This window comes from Microbispora corallina (genome assembly GCF_016863035.1).
Taxonomy (GTDB): domain Bacteria; phylum Actinomycetota; class Actinomycetes; order Streptosporangiales; family Streptosporangiaceae; genus Microbispora; species Microbispora corallina.
The window spans coordinates 42,329-61,342 of record NZ_BOOC01000027.1 but is presented as its reverse complement, the minus strand read 5'-3'; the positions used below and the strand labels follow the sequence as shown (position 1 = coordinate 61,342).

Below are 19,014 nucleotides of genomic sequence, written 5' to 3'. Positions count from 1 at the left end.
CGGTACTTTGCCGAATCGTGGGGAACGCTGGATGCCGCAGATCTCGCCGCTCCGGCCGGGGGATCCGCCCCGGCTCGGCCCCTTCACGCTGTCCGGCCGCATCGGCGAGGGCGGCCAGGGCGTGGTCTACCTGGGACGGGACGAGGAGGGCCGGCCGGCCGCGGTCAAGCTGCTGCACGTGAAGTTCAGCGGGGACGCCATCGCGAGGTCCCGCTTCGCCAGGGAGCTGCGGGCGGCCCAGCGGGTGGCGAGCTTCTGCACGGCCAGGGTCGTCGCCGCCGACCTGGAGGGCGACACGCCGTACATCGCGAGCGAGTACATCGAGGGGCAGTCGCTGCGGGAGCGGGTCGACGGCTCGGGCCCGCTGGCCGGCGCGGCGCTGGAGCGCCTGGCCGTCGGCACGGCCACCGCGCTCACCGCGATCCACCAGGCCGGGATCGTCCACCGGGACTTCAAGCCCGACAACGTGCTGATCGCCCTCGACGGCCCCAGGGTCGTGGACTTCGGCATCGCCCGCATCATCGACTCGACGGCCACGATCACGAGCCGGGCCATCGGCACCCCGGCGTACATGGCGCCGGAGCAGATCTCCGGCGGGACGGTCGGGCCGCCCGCCGACGTGTTCGCCTGGGCCTCGACCATCGCGTACGCCGCGACCGGTGAGGCCGTCTTCGGCGGCGAGTCGATCGCGGCCGTGCTGAACCGGATCCTCAACCACGAGATCGACGTCGCGGCGCTGCCGGAGCCGCTCAGGGGCGTCGTGCGGGCGTGCCTCAGCAAGGCGCCGGAGGCCCGGCCGACGGCCGACCAGATCCTGCTGCGGCTGCTCGGCCGTCCCGGCTCGGGCGACGCGTCGACCGTGGTGCTCTCCGAGGGCGCCGCCCACGCCGCCGCCCCGACCGGCCCGGCGGACCCGCCGACCGGCCCCCCGACGGGCCCCGCGTCCGGTTCCCGCCACTCCACGGTCTCGCCCGGCCACGCCGACCCGCCGGGGAGCACCCCGCCCGGCGGCGCGCCCGGCCCCGGCGACTCCCGGGGCGGGGAGCCGCCGGACCGGCGCGGCCCGGCGGAGGCGGAGGCGACCCGGCCGCCCGCGCCCGGCGAAGGGGGACGCGCGCGTTCCCCGCGCCGGCGCCGCTGGCTGGCCGTCCTCACCACGGTCGTCGCGCTGGCGGCCGGGGGAGGGGCGCTCGCCTTCTCCCGGTTCGGCGGCGGCGCCGTGACACCCCGGGTCACCGGTCCTTCGCCCACGGCCGCTCCCTCGCCGGCGCCGGGCACGGACCCGAGTACGGCGCCGAGTGCGACGCCGAGCACGGCCTTCGGCTCCGTCCTGGAGAAGGCCGCCCGGACCCACCGGCTCACCATCGGGGTCAAGGGCGACCTCCCCGGCGTGGGGCTGGTGTCGGGCAAGGGCTTCAGCGGCTTCGACGTGGACGTGGCCGGCTACATCGCCCGCCGGCTGGGCGTCCCCGCGGACGGGATCACCTTCCGCCGGATCGGCATCGGCGAGCGGGTGTCGTCGCTCGCGGACGGCGTCGTGGACATGGTGGTGGCCACGTACTCCTACGACGACAACAAGCAGGACGACGTCACCTTCGCCGGGCCGTACTACACGGCCCACACCGACGTGCTCACGGTCAAGAACGCGCCCATCAGGAAGCTGGAGGACCTGGCCGGGCGGCGGATGTGCGCGCCACAGGGCAGCCGCTCGGTCAAGCTCATCCAGGACGCCGTCACCGTGCGGGCGATCCCGGCGGAGAACTACGCGCAGTGCATGGACAAACTCGTCGCCGGCGAGGTCGAGGCGGTCCCCGGGGACGACATCATCGTCGCGGGGTTCGCCGACCGGGTGGCGGGCCTGCGGATGGCGGTGCCGGGCCTGCGGCTGACCGACCAGCGCTACGCGGTCGGCCTGCCCCGCGGGGACGTGCGGACCTGCGAGGCCGTCCGCCGGGCCATCGCCCAGATGTACCGGGACGGCACGATCGACGACCTGCTGGACAAGCACTTCAGCGAGGTGGACTTCAAACCCGACAGGGACCTCCCGCCGCCGCTCGCCTGCCGTTAGGTCACGTGGCGCGTTCGAGGTCGGCCATCGCGTCCTCGGCCCATTCGAGCGCCGCCCGGCTCTGGCGGATGCCGAGGTCAAGCGCGTACGCCCCGAACCGGTTCGGCGGCTCGCCCGGCGAGCGCGCGTCCGCCGCGTTCTTGGCGGCCCGGAGGGCCTCCAGCTCGGCGAGCCGGCCCTCCACCTCCTTCTTGATGCGGCGCAGGACGGCCACGCCGTCGCGGGGGTCGAGGAGCGGCACGAGGAAGGCCTGCAGGGCGCTCTCGCTGCGCAGCGTGGTCGACGGCGTGTGCTCCATCAGCCAGCGGCGCAGCTCCGCGTCGCCCTCCGGCGTGATCGTGTAGATCTTCCGGCCGCGCGGGCCCTCGGCCTCGACGGCCACGAGGCCGTCGGCCGTCAGCTTCGCGAGCTCCGGATAGATCTGGCTGTGCCCCGCCTGCCACACGTGCGCGACCGACGTCTCGAACTTCTTCGCCAGGTCGTACCCGCTCGCCGGCCCGGAGGCGGCGAGGAGGCCCAGCAGCGCGATCCGCAGCGACATGCGCCCACTATACCTCTCCCTTGACATGTCAAAACTTACATGTCAGCTTTGACATATGAAATCCTCCAATGGACTCCTGCTCCTGGCCGTGCTGGGCGGCATGTTCCTCGCGATGCTCGACCAGACGATCGTGGGCACGGCGCTGCCGCGGATCACGGCCGAGCTCGGCGGCTCGGGCCTGTACACCTGGGTGGTCACGGCCTACCTGTTGACCTCGACGGTGACCGTCCCCCTGTACGGCCGCCTGTCCGACGTGCACGGCCGCAAGCCCCTGCTGCTGATCGGCGTGGTGGTCTTCCTCGCCGGGTCGGCCCTGTCGGGCGCGGCCCAGGACATGGGGCAGCTGATCGCCTTCCGGGGGCTGCAGGGGCTCGGCGCGGGCGCGCTGCTGCCGCTGTCACTGGCGCTGGTGATCGACCTGTTCCCGCCGGAGCGCAGCGGCCGGGTGCAGGGCGCGCTCGGCGGGGTGATGGGGCTCAGCTACATCGCCGGGCCGTTCCTCGGCGGCCTGTTCACCGACCACGCGAGCTGGCGCTGGGCGTTCTACGTCAACGTCCCGATCGGCGTCGTGCTGGTGGCGATCATCTGGCTGCGGCTGCCGTACCGGCGGGGCGAGGAGGGCGGGGACGGCCGGGCGGCCCGCCCCGACTACCTCGGCATCGCGGTCTTCAGCGCGGCCGTCAGCGCGCTGCTCGTCGGCCTGACCGAGAAGGGGCTCGACGGCCACACCTGGACGAGCGGGCCGGTCCTCGGCCCCATCGCCGCCGCGCTCGTCCTGCTCGCCGTCTTCGTGGCCGTCGAACGGCGGGCCGGGCAGCCGATCGTGCCGCTGCACCTGTTCGCCAACCGCACGTACACGCTGGTCAACGTGGCCTCGTTCTTCACCGCGTTCTGCATGTACGCCGGGGTGGTCTTCCTGCCCCGCTACTTCCAGGAGGCCCACAGCCTGAGCGCGACCTCGTCCGGGCTGCACATCTATCCACTGATGCTGGCGATGGTCGCCGGCAGCGTGATCACCGGGGCGCTCATCTCCCGCACCGGCCGCTACAAGCCGTGGCTGGTCGCCGCGCCGTTCCTGCTCGTCGCCGGCACGCTGCTGTGCGCCGGGCTCGCGGTCGGCACCTCCACCCTCGCCCTCACCCTGTGGATGGCGCTGATCGGCCTCGGCATGGGCCCGATGCTGTCCGGGCTGACCGTCGCCATCCAGTCGTCGGTCCCGCCGCGGTATGTCGGCACCGCCAGCGCGAACCTCACGTTCTTCCGGCAGATCGGCGGATCGGTGGCCCTGGCCACGGCCGGCACGGCCTACGGCGCGGTGGTCTCCCGCGAGGCGCCGCTGCACGGCCTGCCCGCGGCGCACGCCGCCGCGACGGCCACCGTCATCCCGTGGCTCGGCGTCGTGGGGGCGGTGGTCGCCCTCGTCGCGCTCGCCCTGCTGCCGTCCGGGCGGGCGCTGCTCCGGCGGCCCGCGGCCGAGCCCGACCTGATCGCCGCCTGACCTCGTCGCAGGAGGGGCGTGAGCGGCTCCATTGCCCGGCGGGACGCGGCGTGTCGCCCGATCCCCCGCCCGCCGGGCACGGTTGAATTGATCTCGAGCGTTCGGGGGAGCCGCATGGGTCGTAGGGTCGTCACTGGTTTGGTCTGCGTTTTCGTCGCCGGAGCGGGACATCCGGCGCAACCGGCGGTCGCGTCGGATCAGTGGGGAGCGGCGGACCTCTCGGTGGGGATCTCGGCGTCGCCGCGGGTGGCCCAGCCCGGGCAGCCGCTCACCTACCGCGTCAGCGTGCACAACAAGGGCCCGGGGGACGCGGTCCTGCCCGTCCTGCGGGTGCGGCTGCCCCGCGACTTCCAGGTCGTCAACGTCGACGTCGCCGAGTGCGACCCCGGCCGCGGCTACAGCGAGATCGTGTGCCGGTCGAGGCGCGACGTCCTGCCCGGCGGCTCGGGCGGGATGACCATCACCGGCGTCGTCCGCCCCGGCGCCCACGGGCCGCTGCGGGCTCAGGCGTCGCTGTCGTCCGAGGTGGTGGACGGCCACCAGGACGACAACACGGCCGACGTGGTGACCAGGGTGGACGACGGCGCCGACCTGGCCGTGCGGTTCCGTTCCTCGACCCGCTTCACCCGGCCGGGCCACTGGTTCGCCGTCCGGGCGGAGGTGCGCAACCGGGGGCCCCGGGTCGTGCGGGACGCCTTCGTGTACGTCCAGCCCCGTGAGGCCCGGCTCGTGTCGGCCTCAGGGGCGCGCTGCCGGGCGGCGCGGGCCATCGTCGGGTGCGCGATGCCGCCCATCAGGTCGGGGTCGAGCGGCCTGCTCAAGCTGGTCTTCCGGGTGCCGTCCCGCGCCTCGCACGCCGTCGCGACCATGGCCACGGTCTACTCCCGCCGCTTCGGCGACCGCCGTCCGGAGAACAACCAGGCGCGGATGCGCCTCGCCCTCCGCCGAGCCGCCGCGCCGTCCGCCGTGACCCCGCACCGGACCTGACGGCGTCAGCGCCCGGCGGGCCCGGCCGGGCAGAACGGCGCGGCGCTGGCCGACAGGTGCTCGGGGACGGCGCGGGCGGTGCCGGGCTGGGTGGCGAACATCACCGCGGCTGCGGCCAGAGCACTGCCCACGAGGATGACGGCGGCCAGGCCCGTCCGGGCGGCCGTCGGGGGAAGCGCTCTCATGACCTCACCTCATCGCCTGCCGGTGGTCGTCGGGGGGCGCGGCTCGCGGGGCCGCGCCGCGCGAACCGGCTCAGCCGGTCGCGCGCCTCCGCCGGCGGAACCACACGCATAGGGATGATCCCATCACAATCCGCGCTCGGATTCCGGCTTTTGGCATCCCGCCCAGGCGTCGGCGACGATCGTGTGCAGCGCCGTGTGGTCCGGCTTCCAGCCGAGCTCCCGCTTGATCTTCTCCGACGAGGCGACGAGGACGGCCGGGTCTCCGGGACGGCGGGGGCCCACCTCGGCCGGGATGGGGTGCCCGGTGACCTCCCGGCAGACGTCGAGGACCTCCTTCACGGAGAAGCCGCTGCCGCTGCCGAGGTTGTAGATCCGGTGGACGCCCTCGGCGCACGCGTCAAGCGCGAGCAGGTGGGCCCTGGCCAGGTCGGCGACGTGGATGTAGTCGCGCACGCAGGTGCCGTCCGGCGTCGGGTAGTCGGTGCCGAACACGCTCACCGACTCCCGCTCTCCCAGGGCCACCTTGAGGACGTTCGGGATCAGGTGGGTCTCGACGGCGTGGCGCTCGCGGTAGCGGCCGTACGCGCCGGCGACGTTGAAGTAGCGCAGGCTCACGGCGGCCAGGCCGTACAGCCCGGCGAAGGCGGTCAGCGCCGTGTCGACGGCCAGCTTCGAGGCGCCGTACGGGTTGCCGGGACGGGTCGGGTCGGTCTCCTGGATCGGGGTGCGCTCGGGCTCGCCGTACGTGGCGGCGGTGGAGGAGAAGACGATCCGCCCGACGCCGGCCTGGCGCATCGCCTCCAGCAGGGCGAGCGTGCCGCCGAGGTTGTGCGACCAGTAGAGCCCCGGCTTCTCGACCGACTCGCCCACCAGCGACCTGGCCGCGAAGTGCAGCACGGCGTCCACACCGTCCCGCAGCACCCCGCCCGCGTCGGTGATCGAGCCCCGGACGAACCGGGCGCCATCGGGGACCGCGTCCTCGTGCCCGGTGGACAGGTCGTCCAGCACAGTGACCTCGTGCCCCTCCTCGACGAGCTGGGCGGCGACGACACTGCCCACATAGCCGGCTCCACCAGTAACCAGCAGCTTCACTGTTCACTCCTGTTGGAATATGTTTGATATTGTCAGTATACCGCCCAGCTTACGCGCTTCCCTTGAGGAGCGGGTTAAATGCCAGCAGCATCGCAAGCTCGGCGGCCCGCGAGCGCACGCCACCGCACGCGACCGCGCCACGTGACCCGCGTACGCGGCGGTCCGGGGTTGCGACGCCCAGCCGACATGCTCCACCCACCCGGAACGGACTCGAGACGTGAGCAACGTCGCCGTGACCATCGCCCTGGTCCTGATATTCATCCTGATATGCGGCTTCTTCGCCGCCGCCGAGATGGCCATGGTGTCCCTGCGGGAGAGCCAGATCCGGCGGCTGAGCGGGGAGGGGCGCCGCGGTGCGCGGGTGCAGAAGCTCGCCCGCGACCCCAACCGGTTCCTCTCGTCCATCCAGGTCGGCGTCACCGTGGCCACCGTGCTGTCGGCCGCGCTCGGCGCCGACACGCTGGCCGGGCGGCTCGCCCCGCTCCTGCAGCGGTGGGGCCTCGACCCGAACGCGGCCGGCGCCGTCGCGTTCGTGACCGTCACGCTCGCGATCTCGTACGTGACGCTGGTGCTCGGCGAGCTCGCGCCCAAGCGGCTCGGGCGGCAGCGGGCGGAGAGCCTGTCGCTGATGGTCGCGCCGCTGCTCGACCGCATCGCGACGCTGTCGCGGCCGGTGATCTGGCTGCTGTCGAAGTCGACCAACGGGATCGTGCGCCTCCTCGGCGGCAACCCGTCGGCCGACCGGGCCGCCATGACGACCGAGGAGCTGCGCGACATCGTGGTGGGGCACAAGGACCTCACCCAGGACGAGCGCGACGTGATCGCCGAGGTGTTCGCCGCAGGAAAGCGCCAGCTCAGGGAGGTGCTGCTGCCCAGGACCGAGGTCGAGTTCATGGCCGCGGACACCCCGCTCGCCGAGGCGGCCGTGCTTGCCGCGGCCATGCCGCACTCCCGTTTCCCCGTCTACCGCGACTCCTACGACGACATCATCGGCTTCGTGCACGTGCGCGACCTGCTCGACCCGGTCCTCACCGGCCGGGTGGAGCCGATCAGCGAGCTGGTCCCGATCCGGCCCGTCAAGCTCGTCCCGGCGAGCAAACGGGTGCTGGTGACGCTGGCCGAGATGCGCGACGAGGGCCACCACCTGGCGATCGTCGTCGACGAGTACGGCGGCACCTCCGGCATCGTCACCCTGGAGGACCTGGTCGAGGAGCTCATCGGCGACATCCGCGACGAGTACGACGACGACGGCGAGGCCGTCCGCCTGATCGCCGGCGACATGGAGATCGAGGGCCTGGTGAACCTCGACGAGTTCGCCGCGCAGACCGGGGTCCGCCTGCCCGACGGGCCGTACGAGACGCTGGGCGGCTACGTCATGGCCGCTCTCGGGCACCTCCCGCAGCGGGGGGACACGGCCGAGGCGCCCGGCGTGAAGCTCACGGTGACGGAGATGGACGGCCGCCGGGTCGCCCGGGTCCGGGTCACCCGTACGGCCTCCGCTCCCGCCGAGGGCGACGCGCCGGAGGGCGAGGAGTGAGCCTGTCGCAGGCACGCGGGAACTCCTGACAGAATTACATGTCATGGATCGTCCTCGCGTTCTCTCCGGCATCCAGCCCACCGCCGACTCGTTCCACCTGGGGAACTACCTCGGCGCGGTGCGGCAGTACGTCGCGCTCCAGGAGACCCACGAGGCGTTCTACTTCATCGCCGACCTCCACGCGCTGACCGTGACCCCCAAGCCGGAGGAGCTGCGCCGGCGCACCCGCGTCGCGGCGGCCCAGCTGTTCGCCGCCGGCCTCGACCCGGAGCGGTCGGCCGTCTTCGCGCAGAGCCACGTCCGGGAGCACAGCGAGCTGGCCTGGATCCTGATCTGCCAGACCGGCATGGGCGAGGCCGGGCGGATGACGCAGTTCAAGGACAAGTCCGCCAGGTACGGCGAGAGCGCGGCGAGCGTCGGCCTGTTCACCTACCCGATCCTCCAGGCGGCCGACATCCTGATCTACCAGGCCGACCAGGTGCCGGTGGGCGTCGACCAGAAGCAGCACCTGGAGCTCAGCCGCGACCTCGCGCAGCGGTTCAACAACCGGTACGGCCAGACGTTCAAGGTGCCCAACCCGTACATCCTCAAGGAGGTCGAGAAGATCGGCGACCTCCAGGACCCGACGGCCAAGATGTCGAAGTCGTCGTCCAGCCCGCAGGGCATCATCGACGTGCTGGAGGAGCCCGGCGCGCTGCGCAAGAAGATCATGCGCGCGGTCACCGACACCGGCTCCGAGGTCGTCGCCGACGAGGAGAACAAGCCCGGCGTCACCAACCTCCTGCGCATCCACTCGGCGCTGTCGGGCGTGCCGATCCCCGAGCTCGAGGCCCGCTTCGCGGGGCAGGGCTACGGCGCCTTCAAGAAGGAGGTCGCCGAGGCCGTGACCGAGACGTTCGCCCCGATCCGCGAGCGGACCGAGAAGCTGCTGGCCGACGAGGCCGAGCTCGACCGGCTGCTGGCCGCGGGCGCCGACCGGGCCCGCCGGGTGGCCCGGCAGACGATGGCCCGGGTCCGCGACCGGATCGGCCTCCTCCACGGCGGCCCCGTCGACTGACGCCCCGCTGACCGCCCGGCACCGGGCCGTCTTTCGCGGCTCGCGTGCGGTCCGTGCGGTGGCCGGGCGGCCTCGGCGATCTCACTCGCGATCGCCGTGTGCTCACACGGTGAACCCGCCGTCGGCGTTGACGACGGCTCCGGTGACGTACCGGCCGTCCTCGCCGGCCAGGAACGCGACCACAGCGGCGATCTCCGACGGCGTGGCGTAGCGGCCCAGGGCGGTCAACCCGCGGATCGCCTCGGCGCCGGGTCTGTCGGCGGGATTGGCGTCGGTGTCGGTGGGCCCGGGATGGACCAGGTTGACCGTGATGCCGCGCGCCCCGAGCTCGCGGGCCAGCCCCTTCGTCATGCCCACCAGAGCGGTCTTGCTCAGCGCGTACAGCGTCATCCCGCCGAAGGGGACCCGCTCGGCCATGTTGCTGCCGATGCTGATGATCCGCCCACCGCCGCCCATGTGGCGGACGGCGGCCCGCGACGCCAGGTACGGGGCGCGGACGTTGACGGCGAGGGTGCGGTCGAGCTCCGCCGCACCGAGGTCCGCCACCGGGCCGACCATGAACGCGCCCGCGTTGTTGACCACGATGTCCAGCCGGCCGAACACCTCGGCGACCTGGTCCACCGCCGCCGTGACCGCCGCCGCGTCACCGCTGTCGGCGTGGACGGCCAGCGAGCGGCGCCCCATGTCCTCGATCTCGCCGGCGACCGCCGAAGCGCGGCCGGCGGCCTGCTCGTAGGTCAGCGCCACATCCGCCCCCTGCTCGGCCAGGCGCCGGGCGATGGCCGCCCCGATTCCCCTGCCGCCGCCCGTGACCAGTGCGACCTTGTCCTTCAGTTCGTTCATGCGTCCAGCATGGTCATCCGGGCACGTCCGGGTCTGGCGGCGGTCGGACGTGGCGTTCCCGTCCTGTTGATCCAGGCGACCTCGCCGGGTGCTCGACCGGCACGGTTCGCCGTGGCGCTCAGGAGGGGAGCCCCACACCGGCGGCGAGGCGGCCGAGGGTGTCGCGCAGGGCCGTCCGCTCGGATGCCGCCAGCGACGCGGTGATCTCGTCGTCGAGCTCGCCGGCGGCGGCGGCGCACCTGGCCAGGAGCGCGGCGCCGTGCTCGGTCAGGGTCAGCGTCTGGCGGCGGCGGTCGCCGGGGTCGCGCACACGCTCGACGGCGCCCAGGTGCTCCAGATGATCCGCGAGGGCGACGACCAGGCTGGGTGCGACCCCGAGGCGGGCGGCCAGGTCCTGCTGAGAGGCGGCGGCCGTCCCGCCCTTGAGCGCGGCCATGAGGCCCACGTGTTTCGGCTTCAGGTCGTAGGTCTCGATTTTGGACGCGAAGCGGTCCTGCATGACCGCGCCGAGCGTGCCCAGCCGGAAGGCGATCGTCTGCTTGACATCGTTCATGACGTGAATGATACAGTCCGGATATTAATTCAGAGTATGAATGATTCTTAAGGAGAATCGATGGACACGGTACTCGTCGTCCTCAACGTCCTCGCCTCCCTCGGTGCGGCGGGGTCCAGCGTGGCGGGCGTCATCAGGCCGGGCCTCGGGCTCAGGCCTGACGAGGAGACCACCGCCGCCGTGCGCTTCTACACCAGGGCGTACGCCGCGCGAGCGCTCCCGCTGGGGCTCGTCACCGCGTTCGTGCTCGTCATGGGGCCCTCGGTCGCGGTGGTCCCCCTGCTCGTCGTCTCCGGGCTCGCCCAGCTCGGCGACTCGGTGCTCGGCATCCTGCGCCGCAACCCCGGCATGGCGCTCGGCGCGGGCGCCTTCGCCGTCATCCACCTGCTCGCCGCCGTCCTGTGGAGCTGACCGTGGATCTGATCTGGTTCGCCGCGGAGATGGCCGTCTACGCCTGTGTCGGCTACTGGGGCTTCGCCCGCTCCACCTGGCCACGCCGCCTGGGCGCGGCGATCGGCGGGATCGCCCTGTTCGCCGCGGTCTGGGGCCTGTTCTGCGCACCCCTGGCCACCTATCCGCTGGCCGGAGCCGCCAAGGTCGCGGTCGAGGCCGCCTGGTTCGCGGCCGGCGCGGCGGCCCTCGTCGCCGCCCGCCGTACCCGGGCAAGGGCGGCGGCGGGCGACGGTGCGGCCCGCGATCGCCGCCCCGGCACATAAGGCCGATGATCTGGCTCCGGATCCACCACCTGCCGGCGGTCGGCGCGAAGGCCCCCGCATCCTCCCCTCGATCAGGCGTTTTCGCGCGTCGATCAGCCCGTACGGGGTAGATGTGGGCAGTGGCGACGGAGTGGGTCGAGCGGGTCACGCGGCGGGTCGACGCCGTACGGGCATGGGGCCGCGTGCTGCTGGAGCGCGAGCGGATCCGCTTCCTGTGGTTCGACCACGTCGTGCGGACCGTCCAGCGCTACCAGGTTCAGTCGGGCGACCGGCTGGCGGGCGCGTTCACCTACTTCGCGTTCCTGTCGTTCTTCCCCCTCGTGGCCCTGGCGTTCTGGCTGGTCACGACCGTCTACCCGGACGCGCTGAAGGTCATCACCGAGGCCGTCAACAGCCAACTCCCCGGGCTGGCGCAGCAGCTCCACATCGACCAGCTCGCCGGCGTGCGGGTGCGGGCCGGGGTCATCGGCCTGCTGGGCCTGCTCTACGCCGGGCTCGGCGCGATGGACGCGCTGCGCGGCGCCCTGCGGACGACCTGGATGACCTGTGAGCCGCCCCTCAACTACTTCCTCGGCAAGCTGCGCGACCTCGTGGCGCTCGTCCTGATGGGCGTCACGATGCTGGCCTCGGTCGTCGCGGGCGGCTTCGCCACGGGGGCGACGAGCACGGTGGCGGAATGGCTGGGCCTCGGGAACTCCCCGCTCGCCGGCGTCTCGGTCTGGCTCACCGGGATCGGCGCGAGCCTCGTCGCCGACCTGCTGCTGTTCCTCATCGTCCTCGGCTGGCTGGCAGAGTCCCACCAGGAGTTCCGGGTCGTGCTCAAGGGCGCCCTGCTGGGGGCGGTCGCCTTCGGCGTGCTCAAGCAGCTCGCCACGCTCATCCTCGCCGCGACCCTCCGCAACCCCGTCTACGGCACGTTCGCCGTGGTGGTGGGCCTGCTCGTGTGGATCAACCTGTCCTCCCGGGTGATCCTCTACGCCGCCGCGTGGACGGCCACCGCCACGCTCGGACCGCCGCCCGAGCCGACGCCGGTGCCGTCCCCCGCCATCGCCGAGCCGTAGCCGCCCGCCCTCCGCCTCGGCTCAGACGTCGGCGCGGCGCCTGCGGCGGACCACGCCGTACCCGACCACGGCGAGGCCGCCGGCCAGGCCGGCTCCCAGGACGAGGGTGGCCACGCGCGGCGCCGCGCCCTGCTTGCCGGCCGCGGACACCGGGGACGGCGAGGCCGAGGTCGCGGGCCGTACGGCCAGGACGGACGACGAGGGGGTCGGCGAGGGCGCCGGGCCGACCAGCTGGCCCACGGGGGCCGCCTTCTCTCTCACGGCGAAGCCCCAGTCGAGCAGGTGCGCGACCTCCTCCCAGAAGCCGCCGGGGTGATGCATGATCACGACGATGATCGTGTGGCCGTCGCGCCTCGCCGCGCCCACGAAGCTGCCGAGGGCCTTCGACGTCCACCCGTTCTTCACGCCGAGCATGCCCTTGTATGTGCCGAGCAGCTTGTTGTGGTTGGCCATCTCGTAGTAGGCGGGGGGCGACTTCGTCGGGGCGGGGGAGTCGCCGTCATCGCGGCTCTGCCCGTCGCGGTCCGGCCCTTCCTGGTCCTGCCCGTCGCGGTCGGCCTTCTTCTTTTTCTTGCCGTAGTCCTTGGGCGCGGGGAACTTCGCGACCTTGGTGCTGATGTACTCCCGGAAGGCGGGCAGCTTCAGCCCCGCCCGGGCGATCAGGGCCAGGTCGTAGGCCGAGCTGCGCTGGCCCGGCTCGTCCAGGCCGTGGGGCGTCTTGGCCACCGTGTCGTACGCCTGGAGGCTGCGGGCCTCCTCGTTCATGTCGTCGATCGTCCGGCGCATCCCGCCGTTGGCTTCGGCGAGGGCGACGGCGGCGTCGTTGCCGGAGACCATGAGCAGGGCGCGCATGAGGTCGTCGACCTTGTAGATCGGCTCGGGGACGATCCCGACCGCGCTGCCCTCGACGTTGCAGGCCTTCTCGCTCGGCTTGACCTTGAGGTCCTTGTCCAGCCTGGGGATCAGGGTCACGGCCGTGAGGGTCTTCAGGGTGCTCGCGGGGGCGTAGTGCCCGTGCGGGTCCTTGGCCGCGAGGACGGCCCCGGTGTCGGCGTCGGCGACCACGAACGCCGAGGCCTCGGTCTTGGGAGGCGCGGGCACCCCGTCCGGCGCGATGATCCCGTGCCCACTGAGGCGGTCGCCGCCGATGGCGCCGTTGCCCTCCACCCGCCAGAGGACCGGAAGGCCGCGTGCCTGCGCGGCGGGGGGCGCGCCGAGCAGCGCGGTCGTGATGAGTCCCGATGTCATCAGAGCGGCGCCCAGGGCCCCGTGCTTCCTCCCCATAGGCCGCTCAGCCTAGCCGTGAGTCTTTACGCATGTGGTGACATTTCCCCCAAAGATCGCAGGAGCACGCGTCCCTACCTCGGCCGATACTGTGTACATGACGAGACGTGTATCAGTCTTTCTCCTGGCCCTCGCGGCTTTCATGATCTTTGAATGGATCAATCTCGGCTTCAACCTGGCCGACGGGCACCCCACGGCGTTCTACGTCGTCCACGGGGTGCTGATCGCCGTCAACATCATCCTCGCCCTGGTCCTCGCCGCCGTTGGCGTGCGCGGGTGGAAGGCGGGTAGGGCTTAGTCCGGCACTGGTTTTCCGATGTGATGGAGGCACGTGGTGGCGATCGAGTTCAGGCCCTCGCGGGGCGCGACGCTGGGAGTCGAGTGGGAGCTCCAGCTGATCGACAGGCACACCCGCCTCCTCCGCCAGGACGCCAAGGACGTGCTCGCCGCCGTACCTGATCTGAGCGAGAGTCAGCGGCCCAAGGCCATGCACGAGCTCATGCAGTCCCAGATCGAGATCGTGACCGACGTCTGCCACACCGTGGCCGAGGCCGTCCAGGACCTGAGGAAGAGCATCGGCAGGCTGCGCGAGGTGGTCGAGCCCCGCGGCATGTCCCTGGCCTGTACGGGCACCCACGCGATCAGCGACTGGCGGGACGCGGTCTACGCGCCCGTCCAGCGGTACACCGAGCTGGTCGAGGAGATGCAGTGGCTGGCGTGGCGGATCCAGACGTTCGGCGTGCACGTCCACGTCGGGGTGCGCGACCGGGACAAGGTCATCCCGATCGTGAACGCCCTGGCCGCCTACCTGCCGCACTTTCTCGCGCTGACCTCGTCGAGCCCTTACTGGGGCGGCCAGGACACCGGGCTCGCGTCGAGCCGGGCGATCGTGTTCGGCGCGCTGCCCACGGCCGGCCCGCCGCATCTGCTGGCGGACTGGGGCGAGTTCGAGGAGTACATGGACACGCTGCTGCGGGCGGGCACCATCAAGAGCATCAAGGAGGTGTGGTGGGACATCCGCCCGCACCCCGACTTCGGCACGATCGAGGTCCGGATGTTCGACGGCATCCCGACACCGCGCGAGGTCGGCATGGTCGCCGCGCTGTGCCAGAGCCTCGTCCAGCAGTTCGACCAGCAGATCGACAGAGGGTACAAGCTGCCCAATCCGGCGGCCTGGGTGGTGCGCGACAACAAGTGGCGCGCCACGCGGTACGGCCTCGACGCGGACGTCATCACCGACGACCATGGATCCACCGCGCCCGTGCGCGACGTATTGTATGAGCTTCAGCGCGAACTGGAACCCGTCGCCGAGCGGCTCGGCTGTGCCGAGGAGCTCGCCGTGGTGACCGACGTGCTGGAGCAGGGGAGCTCATCCGAGCGCCAGCGGGCGATCCTCGCGGGCGGGGGGACCCTGCAGGACGTGGTCGACTCCACCGTGATCGAGCTCGCCGAGGACAGGTTCGTGACCTCGAACCCCAATCGAGAGGCCGGACGTTCGGGGGCCTGACCCCCCGAATTACCGTTTTGTCCGGTCATATAGGCCGACTTCTGACAACGTCCAGTCGCCGGTGTAAATACTGGGCAATCCGCCGCCTGGAAAGGTCGCGGCATGGAAAGATTGTGAACGAAGGGTCGGTGGTGGCGAGACGGCGCCCGCACGACCCTTTTGATCTTTTGTCGTGACTGCTTTTCAGCTGACCATATTGACCATCCATCGGACCGCGGCAGGACGGTCCGCTGGAGGAGGGAAACGACCGACCGTGGCCACCTCATCGAAGCTCGCACCGCCGGACGCGGCGTCCCCAGGGGGGAACGACCTGGCCGGGCAGCTGGCGGAATTCCTTCGCGAGCGGGGCGATGAGCTGATCGAGTTCCGGCGCGACGTGCACGCGCACCCGGAGATCGCCTTCAGCGAGCATCGAACCACCGAGAAGATCGCTGAGCGTCTGACGGACGCGGGCCTAACGCCGAGACTGCTGTCGCGGGGCACGGGCATGTGGGTGGACCTCGGCCGGGACGACGGCCCGACGGTCGCCCTGCGGGCCGACATCGACGCCCTGCCGATGGAGGACGAGAAGGACGTCTCGTACCGGTCGACGAACCCGGGCGCCTGCCACGCCTGCGGTCACGACGTGCACACGGCCGTCGTCCTGGGGGCCGGGCTGTTCCTCGCCACCCAGGCCGACGCGGGCGCGCTGCCCGGCCGTGTCCGGCTGATCTTCCAGCCGGCCGAGGAGGTCGCCGGAGGCGCGCTGGAGGTCATGCGGGACGGCGGCCTGAACGGCGTCGACCGCATCTTCGCGCTGCACTGCGACCCGCGCATCGACGTCGGCCACGTGGGCTTGCGCACCGGCCCGATCACCGGCTCATGCGACAGCCTGCGCATCCGGGTGGCCGGGCCCGGCGGCCACACGGCCCGCCCGCACCTCACGGTCGACCTCGTGTACGCCCTCAGCAAGATCATCACCGAGCTGCCGGCCGCCCTGTCGCGCCGCGTCGACCCCCGGTCCAGCCTGAGCCTCGTGTGGGGCCAGGTCTCCGCGGGCTCGGCGTTCAACACGATCCCCGACGTGGGCATGGCGCAGGGCACGGTCAGGTCGCTCGACGAGGACGCCTGGCACCAGGCTCCCGATCTGGTCAAGTCGCTGCTCGACTCGGTCGCGGGCGCGTACGGCGTGGACGCCGAGCTCGACTACCGGCGCGGCACCCCGCCCACCGTGAACGAGGCCACCAGCATCCAGATGCTGCACGACGCCGTCACCCAGATCGTCGGCGAGGGGGGCGCCGTGCCCACCCCGCAGAGCCTCGGCGGCGAGGACTTCTCCTGGTACGTCGAGTCGGTCCCCGGCGCGCTCGCCCGCCTGGGCACCCGGGCGCCGGGCGCCATCGACGAGGTGGACATCCACCGGCCCGAGTTCGACGTGGACGAGCGGGCCATCGGCGTCGGCGTGAAGGTCATGGCCACCACCGCGCTCACCGCCCTCTGGGGCGGCGCGCGCTGACGCCGTCCCCGATCCCCCCGGCCGGACACGCGTGCCCCGCACCTCCCCGCTGCGCCCCGAGGACCCCGAGCGCCTCGGCGGCTACGTCCTGACCGGCCGCCTCGGCGCGGGCGGCCAGGGCGTCGTCTTCCTCGCCCACGGCCCCGGCGGGCCGCCGGTGGCGGTGAAGCTGCTGCACGCCCGGGTGGACGCCGAGGACCGGAGGTTCCACCGGGAGGTCGAGGCGGCACGGCGCGTCGCGCCGTTCTGCACCGCGAGGGTGCTCGACGCGGGCGTCCACGACGACCGGGCGTACATCGTGAGCGAGTACGTGGACGGGGTCTCCCTGCAGGAGCACGTCGCCGAGCACGGCCCGCGCAGCGGAGGGGCCCTCGACCGGATCGCCGTCGGGACGGCGACCGCGCTGGCCGCGATCCACCGGGCCGGCGTGGTCCACCGGGACGTGAAGCCGAGCAACGTCCTGCTCGGGCCGGACGGGCCGAGGGTCGTCGACTTCGGCGTCTCCCGGCTGGCCGACGCCACGCCGACGGCGGGCGGGCCGGTCGGGACGCCCGCCTACCTCGCTCCCGAGCAGCTCAGGGGGGAGCCCGCCGGGCCCCCGGCCGACATGTTCAGCTGGGCGCTCACCGTCGCCTTCGCGGCGAGCGGACGGCACGCCTTCACCGCCGACGGCTACGCGGCCGTGCTCGCCAGGATCCTGTACGGCACGCCCGACATCGGCCCGCTCGACGGCCGGCTGCGGGACATCGTGGTCGCGTGCCTGGCGAGGGAGCCCGGCGACCGCCCGGCGGCGGAGGACGTGCTGAGCGCCCTGCTCGACCACTCCGACCGGCCGCCGGCCCGCCCCGCCGTGCACCGGGGCGACGTCGCGACGGCGCAGACCTCGTCGGGTGACGGGGGCACGGGCGGCACACGATTCCCCGCGTCCGGACAGGAGCGGCGCAGGACGAGGCGCCGGTGGCCGGCGGCGCTCGTGGCGGGGGCCGCCGTCCTGGCCGCCCTCGGCGCGCTCCTGTACGCCGTCACCCGGCCCGCGGCCTACGACGGGACGTGGAGCGGGGTGGCCCGCTACCCGTCGGCCGGCCGCGTCTTCCCGGTGGAGCTGCGCCTGTCCGAGCCCCGGAGCATGAGGTGGGGCGCCGACCTGCACTGCCGCGGGCGGTTGCGGGAGATCGCGGAGACGGGCGGTCGCCTGGTGCTGGACCTCGGCCAGGTGACCGGCGCGTCCTGCTATCCCGGCCTGGTGACGCTCGTTTCGCAGGGGGATCGCCGGGCCACGATCGAGGTGTCGCGAGCGGGCGAGGACGCGGTGCGCTATTCGGGCACGATCACCCGTACGTCCTGACTGGATCCTGCTAAATCGGTAAAACCGACAAACTTGGAAAAAGGTTGTATTCCTGACAAGTTCCGCCTTACTTGGCGTAAGTAACGTGGGGGCTCAAGCCATCCAAAGGAGAGTCCTCGTGCGGTCAATCGCGGTGCTGATGACGGGCGCGGTGCTGGCCGCGGCGACGGCCTGCGGAGGCGTGCACTCTCCCGGCGCCACTGTGCAGGGCGACCATCCCCGGGCGCTGCGCATCGGCCTCGCCTACGACATCGGCGGGCGGGGGGACAAGTCGTTCAACGACGCGGCGGCGGACGGGCTCGACGACGCCCGGCGCAGCCTCGGCCTGCTGCAGGTCCAGGAGGTGGCGGCGCAGCCGGGAGAGCCCGAGTCGGCCAAGGTGAACCGGCTGCGGCTGATGGCGCAGGCCGGGTACAGCCCGATCATCGCGGTCGGCTACGCCTACTCCGACGCCGTCAAGGAGGTCGCGCCGAAGTTCCCCGGCACGAAGTTCGCCATCGTGGACGACAGCGTGGCCTCCGGCCCGAACGTGACCAACCTGCTGTTCGCGGAGGAGCAGGGCTCGTTCCTGGTCGGCGCGGCGGCGGCGATGAAGTCGAAGACCGGCGACATCGGCTTCGTCGGCGGCGTGGAGTCCCCACTGATCAAGAAGTTCGAGGCGGGGTACACGCAGGGCGTGAAGTACGTGAATCCGCGGGCCAAGATCGAGATCGCCTACCTCACCAAGCCGCCGGACCTCACCGGGTTCGACAACGCGCCCAAGGCCCAGGACGCCGCCCAGAAGATGTTCGCCGCGGGCGCCGACGTGGTCTACCAGGCCGCGGGCGCGTCCGGGGCCGGGGTCTTCAAGGCCGCGAAGTCGGCGAAGGGCTGGGCGATCGGCGTCGACTCCGACCAGGCCCGCACCGCGGACCCGAGCGTGCGCGGCCTGATCCTCACCAGCATGGTGAAGCGGGTGGACGTGGCGGTCTACGACTACATCGCAAACCTGATGGACGGCACGGTCAAGAGCGGCCGGGCGGTGTACGACCTCAAGCTCGGCGGGGTCGACTACTCCACCACCGGCGGGCACATCGACGACATCCAGCCGAGACTCGAGCAGCTGAAGCAGGAGATCATCATCGGCAAGATCAGGGTTTCCGCAGGCTGAGTGCCTGGTCACGAGGTGGCGAGAGCTCCATAACGGACATGTTGCGGACTGGTGTGCGGGTTTGGTCTATGCAGGTCAAACAACTATCTTCCGTG

Annotated in this window: 19 protein-coding genes; 13 read left to right on the top strand and 6 right to left on the bottom strand. The window is 72.2% G+C overall.

What is annotated here, in order from left to right:
- Positions 1-31: 31 nt before the first annotated feature.
- Positions 32-2,068, top strand: coding sequence for a serine/threonine-protein kinase (locus tag Mco01_RS24550; protein ID WP_204059261.1), 2,037 nt, complete (start codon positions 32-34; stop codon positions 2,066-2,068).
- Position 2,069: 1 nt separating this feature from the next.
- On the opposite strand, the gene Mco01_RS24545 is transcribed toward Mco01_RS24550, so the two are convergent.
- A complete protein-coding gene (locus Mco01_RS24545) occupies positions 2,070-2,609 on the bottom strand; it encodes a PadR family transcriptional regulator (protein ID WP_204059260.1) in 540 nt (179 codons plus the stop codon).
- Between the two features lie 55 nt (positions 2,610-2,664).
- Between Mco01_RS24545 and Mco01_RS24540 the strand changes: the two genes are divergently transcribed.
- Together Mco01_RS24540 and Mco01_RS24535 are read left to right on the top strand one after the other, a co-directional pair.
- A complete protein-coding gene (locus Mco01_RS24540) occupies positions 2,665-4,107 on the top strand; it encodes an MDR family MFS transporter (RefSeq protein ID WP_204059259.1) in 1,443 nt (480 codons plus the stop codon).
- Between the two features lie 222 nt (positions 4,108-4,329).
- A complete protein-coding gene (locus Mco01_RS24535; protein ID WP_204059258.1) occupies positions 4,330-5,094 on the top strand; it encodes a DUF11 domain-containing protein in 765 nt (254 codons plus the stop codon).
- Between the two features lie 5 nt (positions 5,095-5,099).
- On the opposite strand, the gene Mco01_RS24530 is transcribed toward Mco01_RS24535, so the two are convergent.
- Together Mco01_RS24530 and galE are read right to left on the bottom strand one after the other, a co-directional pair.
- The gene (locus Mco01_RS24530) at positions 5,100-5,279 is read right to left on the bottom strand and encodes a hypothetical protein (RefSeq protein ID WP_204059257.1); all 180 of its coding nucleotides are present in this window, start codon (positions 5,277-5,279) and stop codon (positions 5,100-5,102) included.
- A gap of 123 nt (positions 5,280-5,402) precedes the next feature.
- Positions 5,403-6,371 carry a UDP-glucose 4-epimerase GalE gene (galE, locus tag Mco01_RS24525; RefSeq protein WP_204059256.1) on the bottom strand — a complete coding sequence of 323 codons (969 nt, stop codon included), beginning with the start codon at positions 6,369-6,371 and terminating at the stop codon, positions 5,403-5,405.
- A 217-nt stretch (positions 6,372-6,588) separates the two neighbouring features.
- On the opposite strand from galE, the gene Mco01_RS24520 reads away from it, so the two are divergent.
- Together Mco01_RS24520 and trpS are read left to right on the top strand one after the other, a co-directional pair.
- A complete protein-coding gene (locus Mco01_RS24520; RefSeq protein ID WP_204059255.1) occupies positions 6,589-7,908 on the top strand; it encodes a hemolysin family protein in 1,320 nt (439 codons plus the stop codon).
- 43 nt (positions 7,909-7,951) lie between these two features.
- Complete coding sequence (gene trpS / locus Mco01_RS24515; RefSeq protein ID WP_204059254.1) at positions 7,952-8,965, top strand: tryptophan--tRNA ligase; 1,014 nt, start codon at positions 7,952-7,954, stop codon at positions 8,963-8,965.
- Between the two features lie 102 nt (positions 8,966-9,067).
- Here the strand turns inward: trpS and Mco01_RS24510 are convergent, their stop codons facing one another.
- On the bottom strand, positions 9,068-9,808 hold the full coding sequence (locus Mco01_RS24510; protein ID WP_204059253.1) for an SDR family NAD(P)-dependent oxidoreductase: 741 nt from the start codon (positions 9,806-9,808) through the stop codon (positions 9,068-9,070).
- Between the two features lie 118 nt (positions 9,809-9,926).
- Positions 9,927-10,361 (bottom strand): MarR family winged helix-turn-helix transcriptional regulator, encoded by a 435-nt coding sequence (locus tag Mco01_RS24505; protein ID WP_204059252.1) that lies wholly within the window; start codon positions 10,359-10,361, stop codon positions 9,927-9,929.
- Positions 10,362-10,421: 60 nt separating this feature from the next.
- Between Mco01_RS24505 and Mco01_RS24500 the strand changes: the two genes are divergently transcribed.
- From Mco01_RS24500 to Mco01_RS24490, 3 genes are all read left to right on the top strand, one after another.
- A complete protein-coding gene (locus tag Mco01_RS24500; RefSeq protein WP_204059251.1) occupies positions 10,422-10,772 on the top strand; it encodes a hypothetical protein in 351 nt (116 codons plus the stop codon).
- Positions 10,773-10,774: 2 nt separating this feature from the next.
- Entirely contained in the window at positions 10,775-11,077 is a 303-nt protein-coding gene (locus tag Mco01_RS24495) for a DUF2568 domain-containing protein (protein ID WP_204059250.1), read from the top strand.
- 119 nt (positions 11,078-11,196) lie between these two features.
- The gene (locus tag Mco01_RS24490; protein WP_239103886.1) at positions 11,197-12,138 is read left to right on the top strand and encodes a YihY/virulence factor BrkB family protein; all 942 of its coding nucleotides are present in this window, start codon (positions 11,197-11,199) and stop codon (positions 12,136-12,138) included.
- A gap of 21 nt (positions 12,139-12,159) precedes the next feature.
- Here Mco01_RS24490 and Mco01_RS24485 read toward each other — a convergent pair whose 3' ends face one another.
- Complete coding sequence (locus Mco01_RS24485) at positions 12,160-13,386, bottom strand: D-alanyl-D-alanine carboxypeptidase family protein (protein WP_204059248.1); 1,227 nt, start codon at positions 13,384-13,386, stop codon at positions 12,160-12,162.
- Positions 13,387-13,519: 133 nt separating this feature from the next.
- Between Mco01_RS24485 and Mco01_RS24480 the strand changes: the two genes are divergently transcribed.
- The 5 genes from Mco01_RS24480 to Mco01_RS24460 all read left to right on the top strand — a co-directional run bounded on the left by Mco01_RS24480 (position 13,520) and on the right by Mco01_RS24460 (position 18,919).
- Entirely contained in the window at positions 13,520-13,720 is a 201-nt protein-coding gene (locus Mco01_RS24480; protein ID WP_239103885.1) for an SCO4848 family membrane protein, read from the top strand.
- A 36-nt stretch (positions 13,721-13,756) separates the two neighbouring features.
- Complete coding sequence (locus Mco01_RS24475; protein WP_204059246.1) at positions 13,757-14,929, top strand: glutamate--cysteine ligase; 1,173 nt, start codon at positions 13,757-13,759, stop codon at positions 14,927-14,929.
- Positions 14,930-15,182: 253 nt separating this feature from the next.
- Positions 15,183-16,424, top strand: a complete 1,242-nt coding sequence (locus Mco01_RS24470; protein ID WP_204059245.1) for an amidohydrolase — start codon at positions 15,183-15,185, stop codon at positions 16,422-16,424.
- A 31-nt stretch (positions 16,425-16,455) separates the two neighbouring features.
- A complete protein-coding gene (locus Mco01_RS24465) occupies positions 16,456-17,769 on the top strand; it encodes a serine/threonine-protein kinase (protein ID WP_239103884.1) in 1,314 nt (437 codons plus the stop codon).
- 118 nt (positions 17,770-17,887) lie between these two features.
- Complete coding sequence (locus tag Mco01_RS24460) at positions 17,888-18,919, top strand: BMP family lipoprotein (RefSeq protein ID WP_239103883.1); 1,032 nt, start codon at positions 17,888-17,890, stop codon at positions 18,917-18,919.
- Positions 18,920-19,014: the final 95 nt, after the last annotated feature.

Excerpts from the sequence above, each read along its gene's own strand:
- Mco01_RS24550 (WP_204059261.1), top strand. The coding sequence starts at position 32 with ATGCCGCAGATCTCGCCGCTCCGGCCGGGGGATCCGCCCCGGCTCGGC.
- Mco01_RS24545 (WP_204059260.1), bottom strand. The coding sequence starts at position 2,609 with ATGTCGCTGCGGATCGCGCTGCTGGGCCTCCTCGCCGCCTCCGGGCCG.
- Mco01_RS24540 (WP_204059259.1), top strand. The coding sequence starts at position 2,665 with ATGAAATCCTCCAATGGACTCCTGCTCCTGGCCGTGCTGGGCGGCATG.
- Mco01_RS24530 (WP_204059257.1), bottom strand. The coding sequence starts at position 5,279 with ATGAGAGCGCTTCCCCCGACGGCCGCCCGGACGGGCCTGGCCGCCGTC.
- trpS (WP_204059254.1), top strand. The coding sequence starts at position 7,952 with ATGGATCGTCCTCGCGTTCTCTCCGGCATCCAGCCCACCGCCGACTCG.
- Mco01_RS24510 (WP_204059253.1), bottom strand. The coding sequence starts at position 9,808 with ATGAACGAACTGAAGGACAAGGTCGCACTGGTCACGGGCGGCGGCAGG.
- Mco01_RS24505 (WP_204059252.1), bottom strand. The coding sequence starts at position 10,361 with ATGAACGATGTCAAGCAGACGATCGCCTTCCGGCTGGGCACGCTCGGC.
- Mco01_RS24500 (WP_204059251.1), top strand. The coding sequence starts at position 10,422 with ATGGACACGGTACTCGTCGTCCTCAACGTCCTCGCCTCCCTCGGTGCG.
- Mco01_RS24485 (WP_204059248.1), bottom strand. The coding sequence starts at position 13,386 with ATGACATCGGGACTCATCACGACCGCGCTGCTCGGCGCGCCCCCCGCC.
- Mco01_RS24480 (WP_239103885.1), top strand. The coding sequence starts at position 13,520 with ATGACGAGACGTGTATCAGTCTTTCTCCTGGCCCTCGCGGCTTTCATG.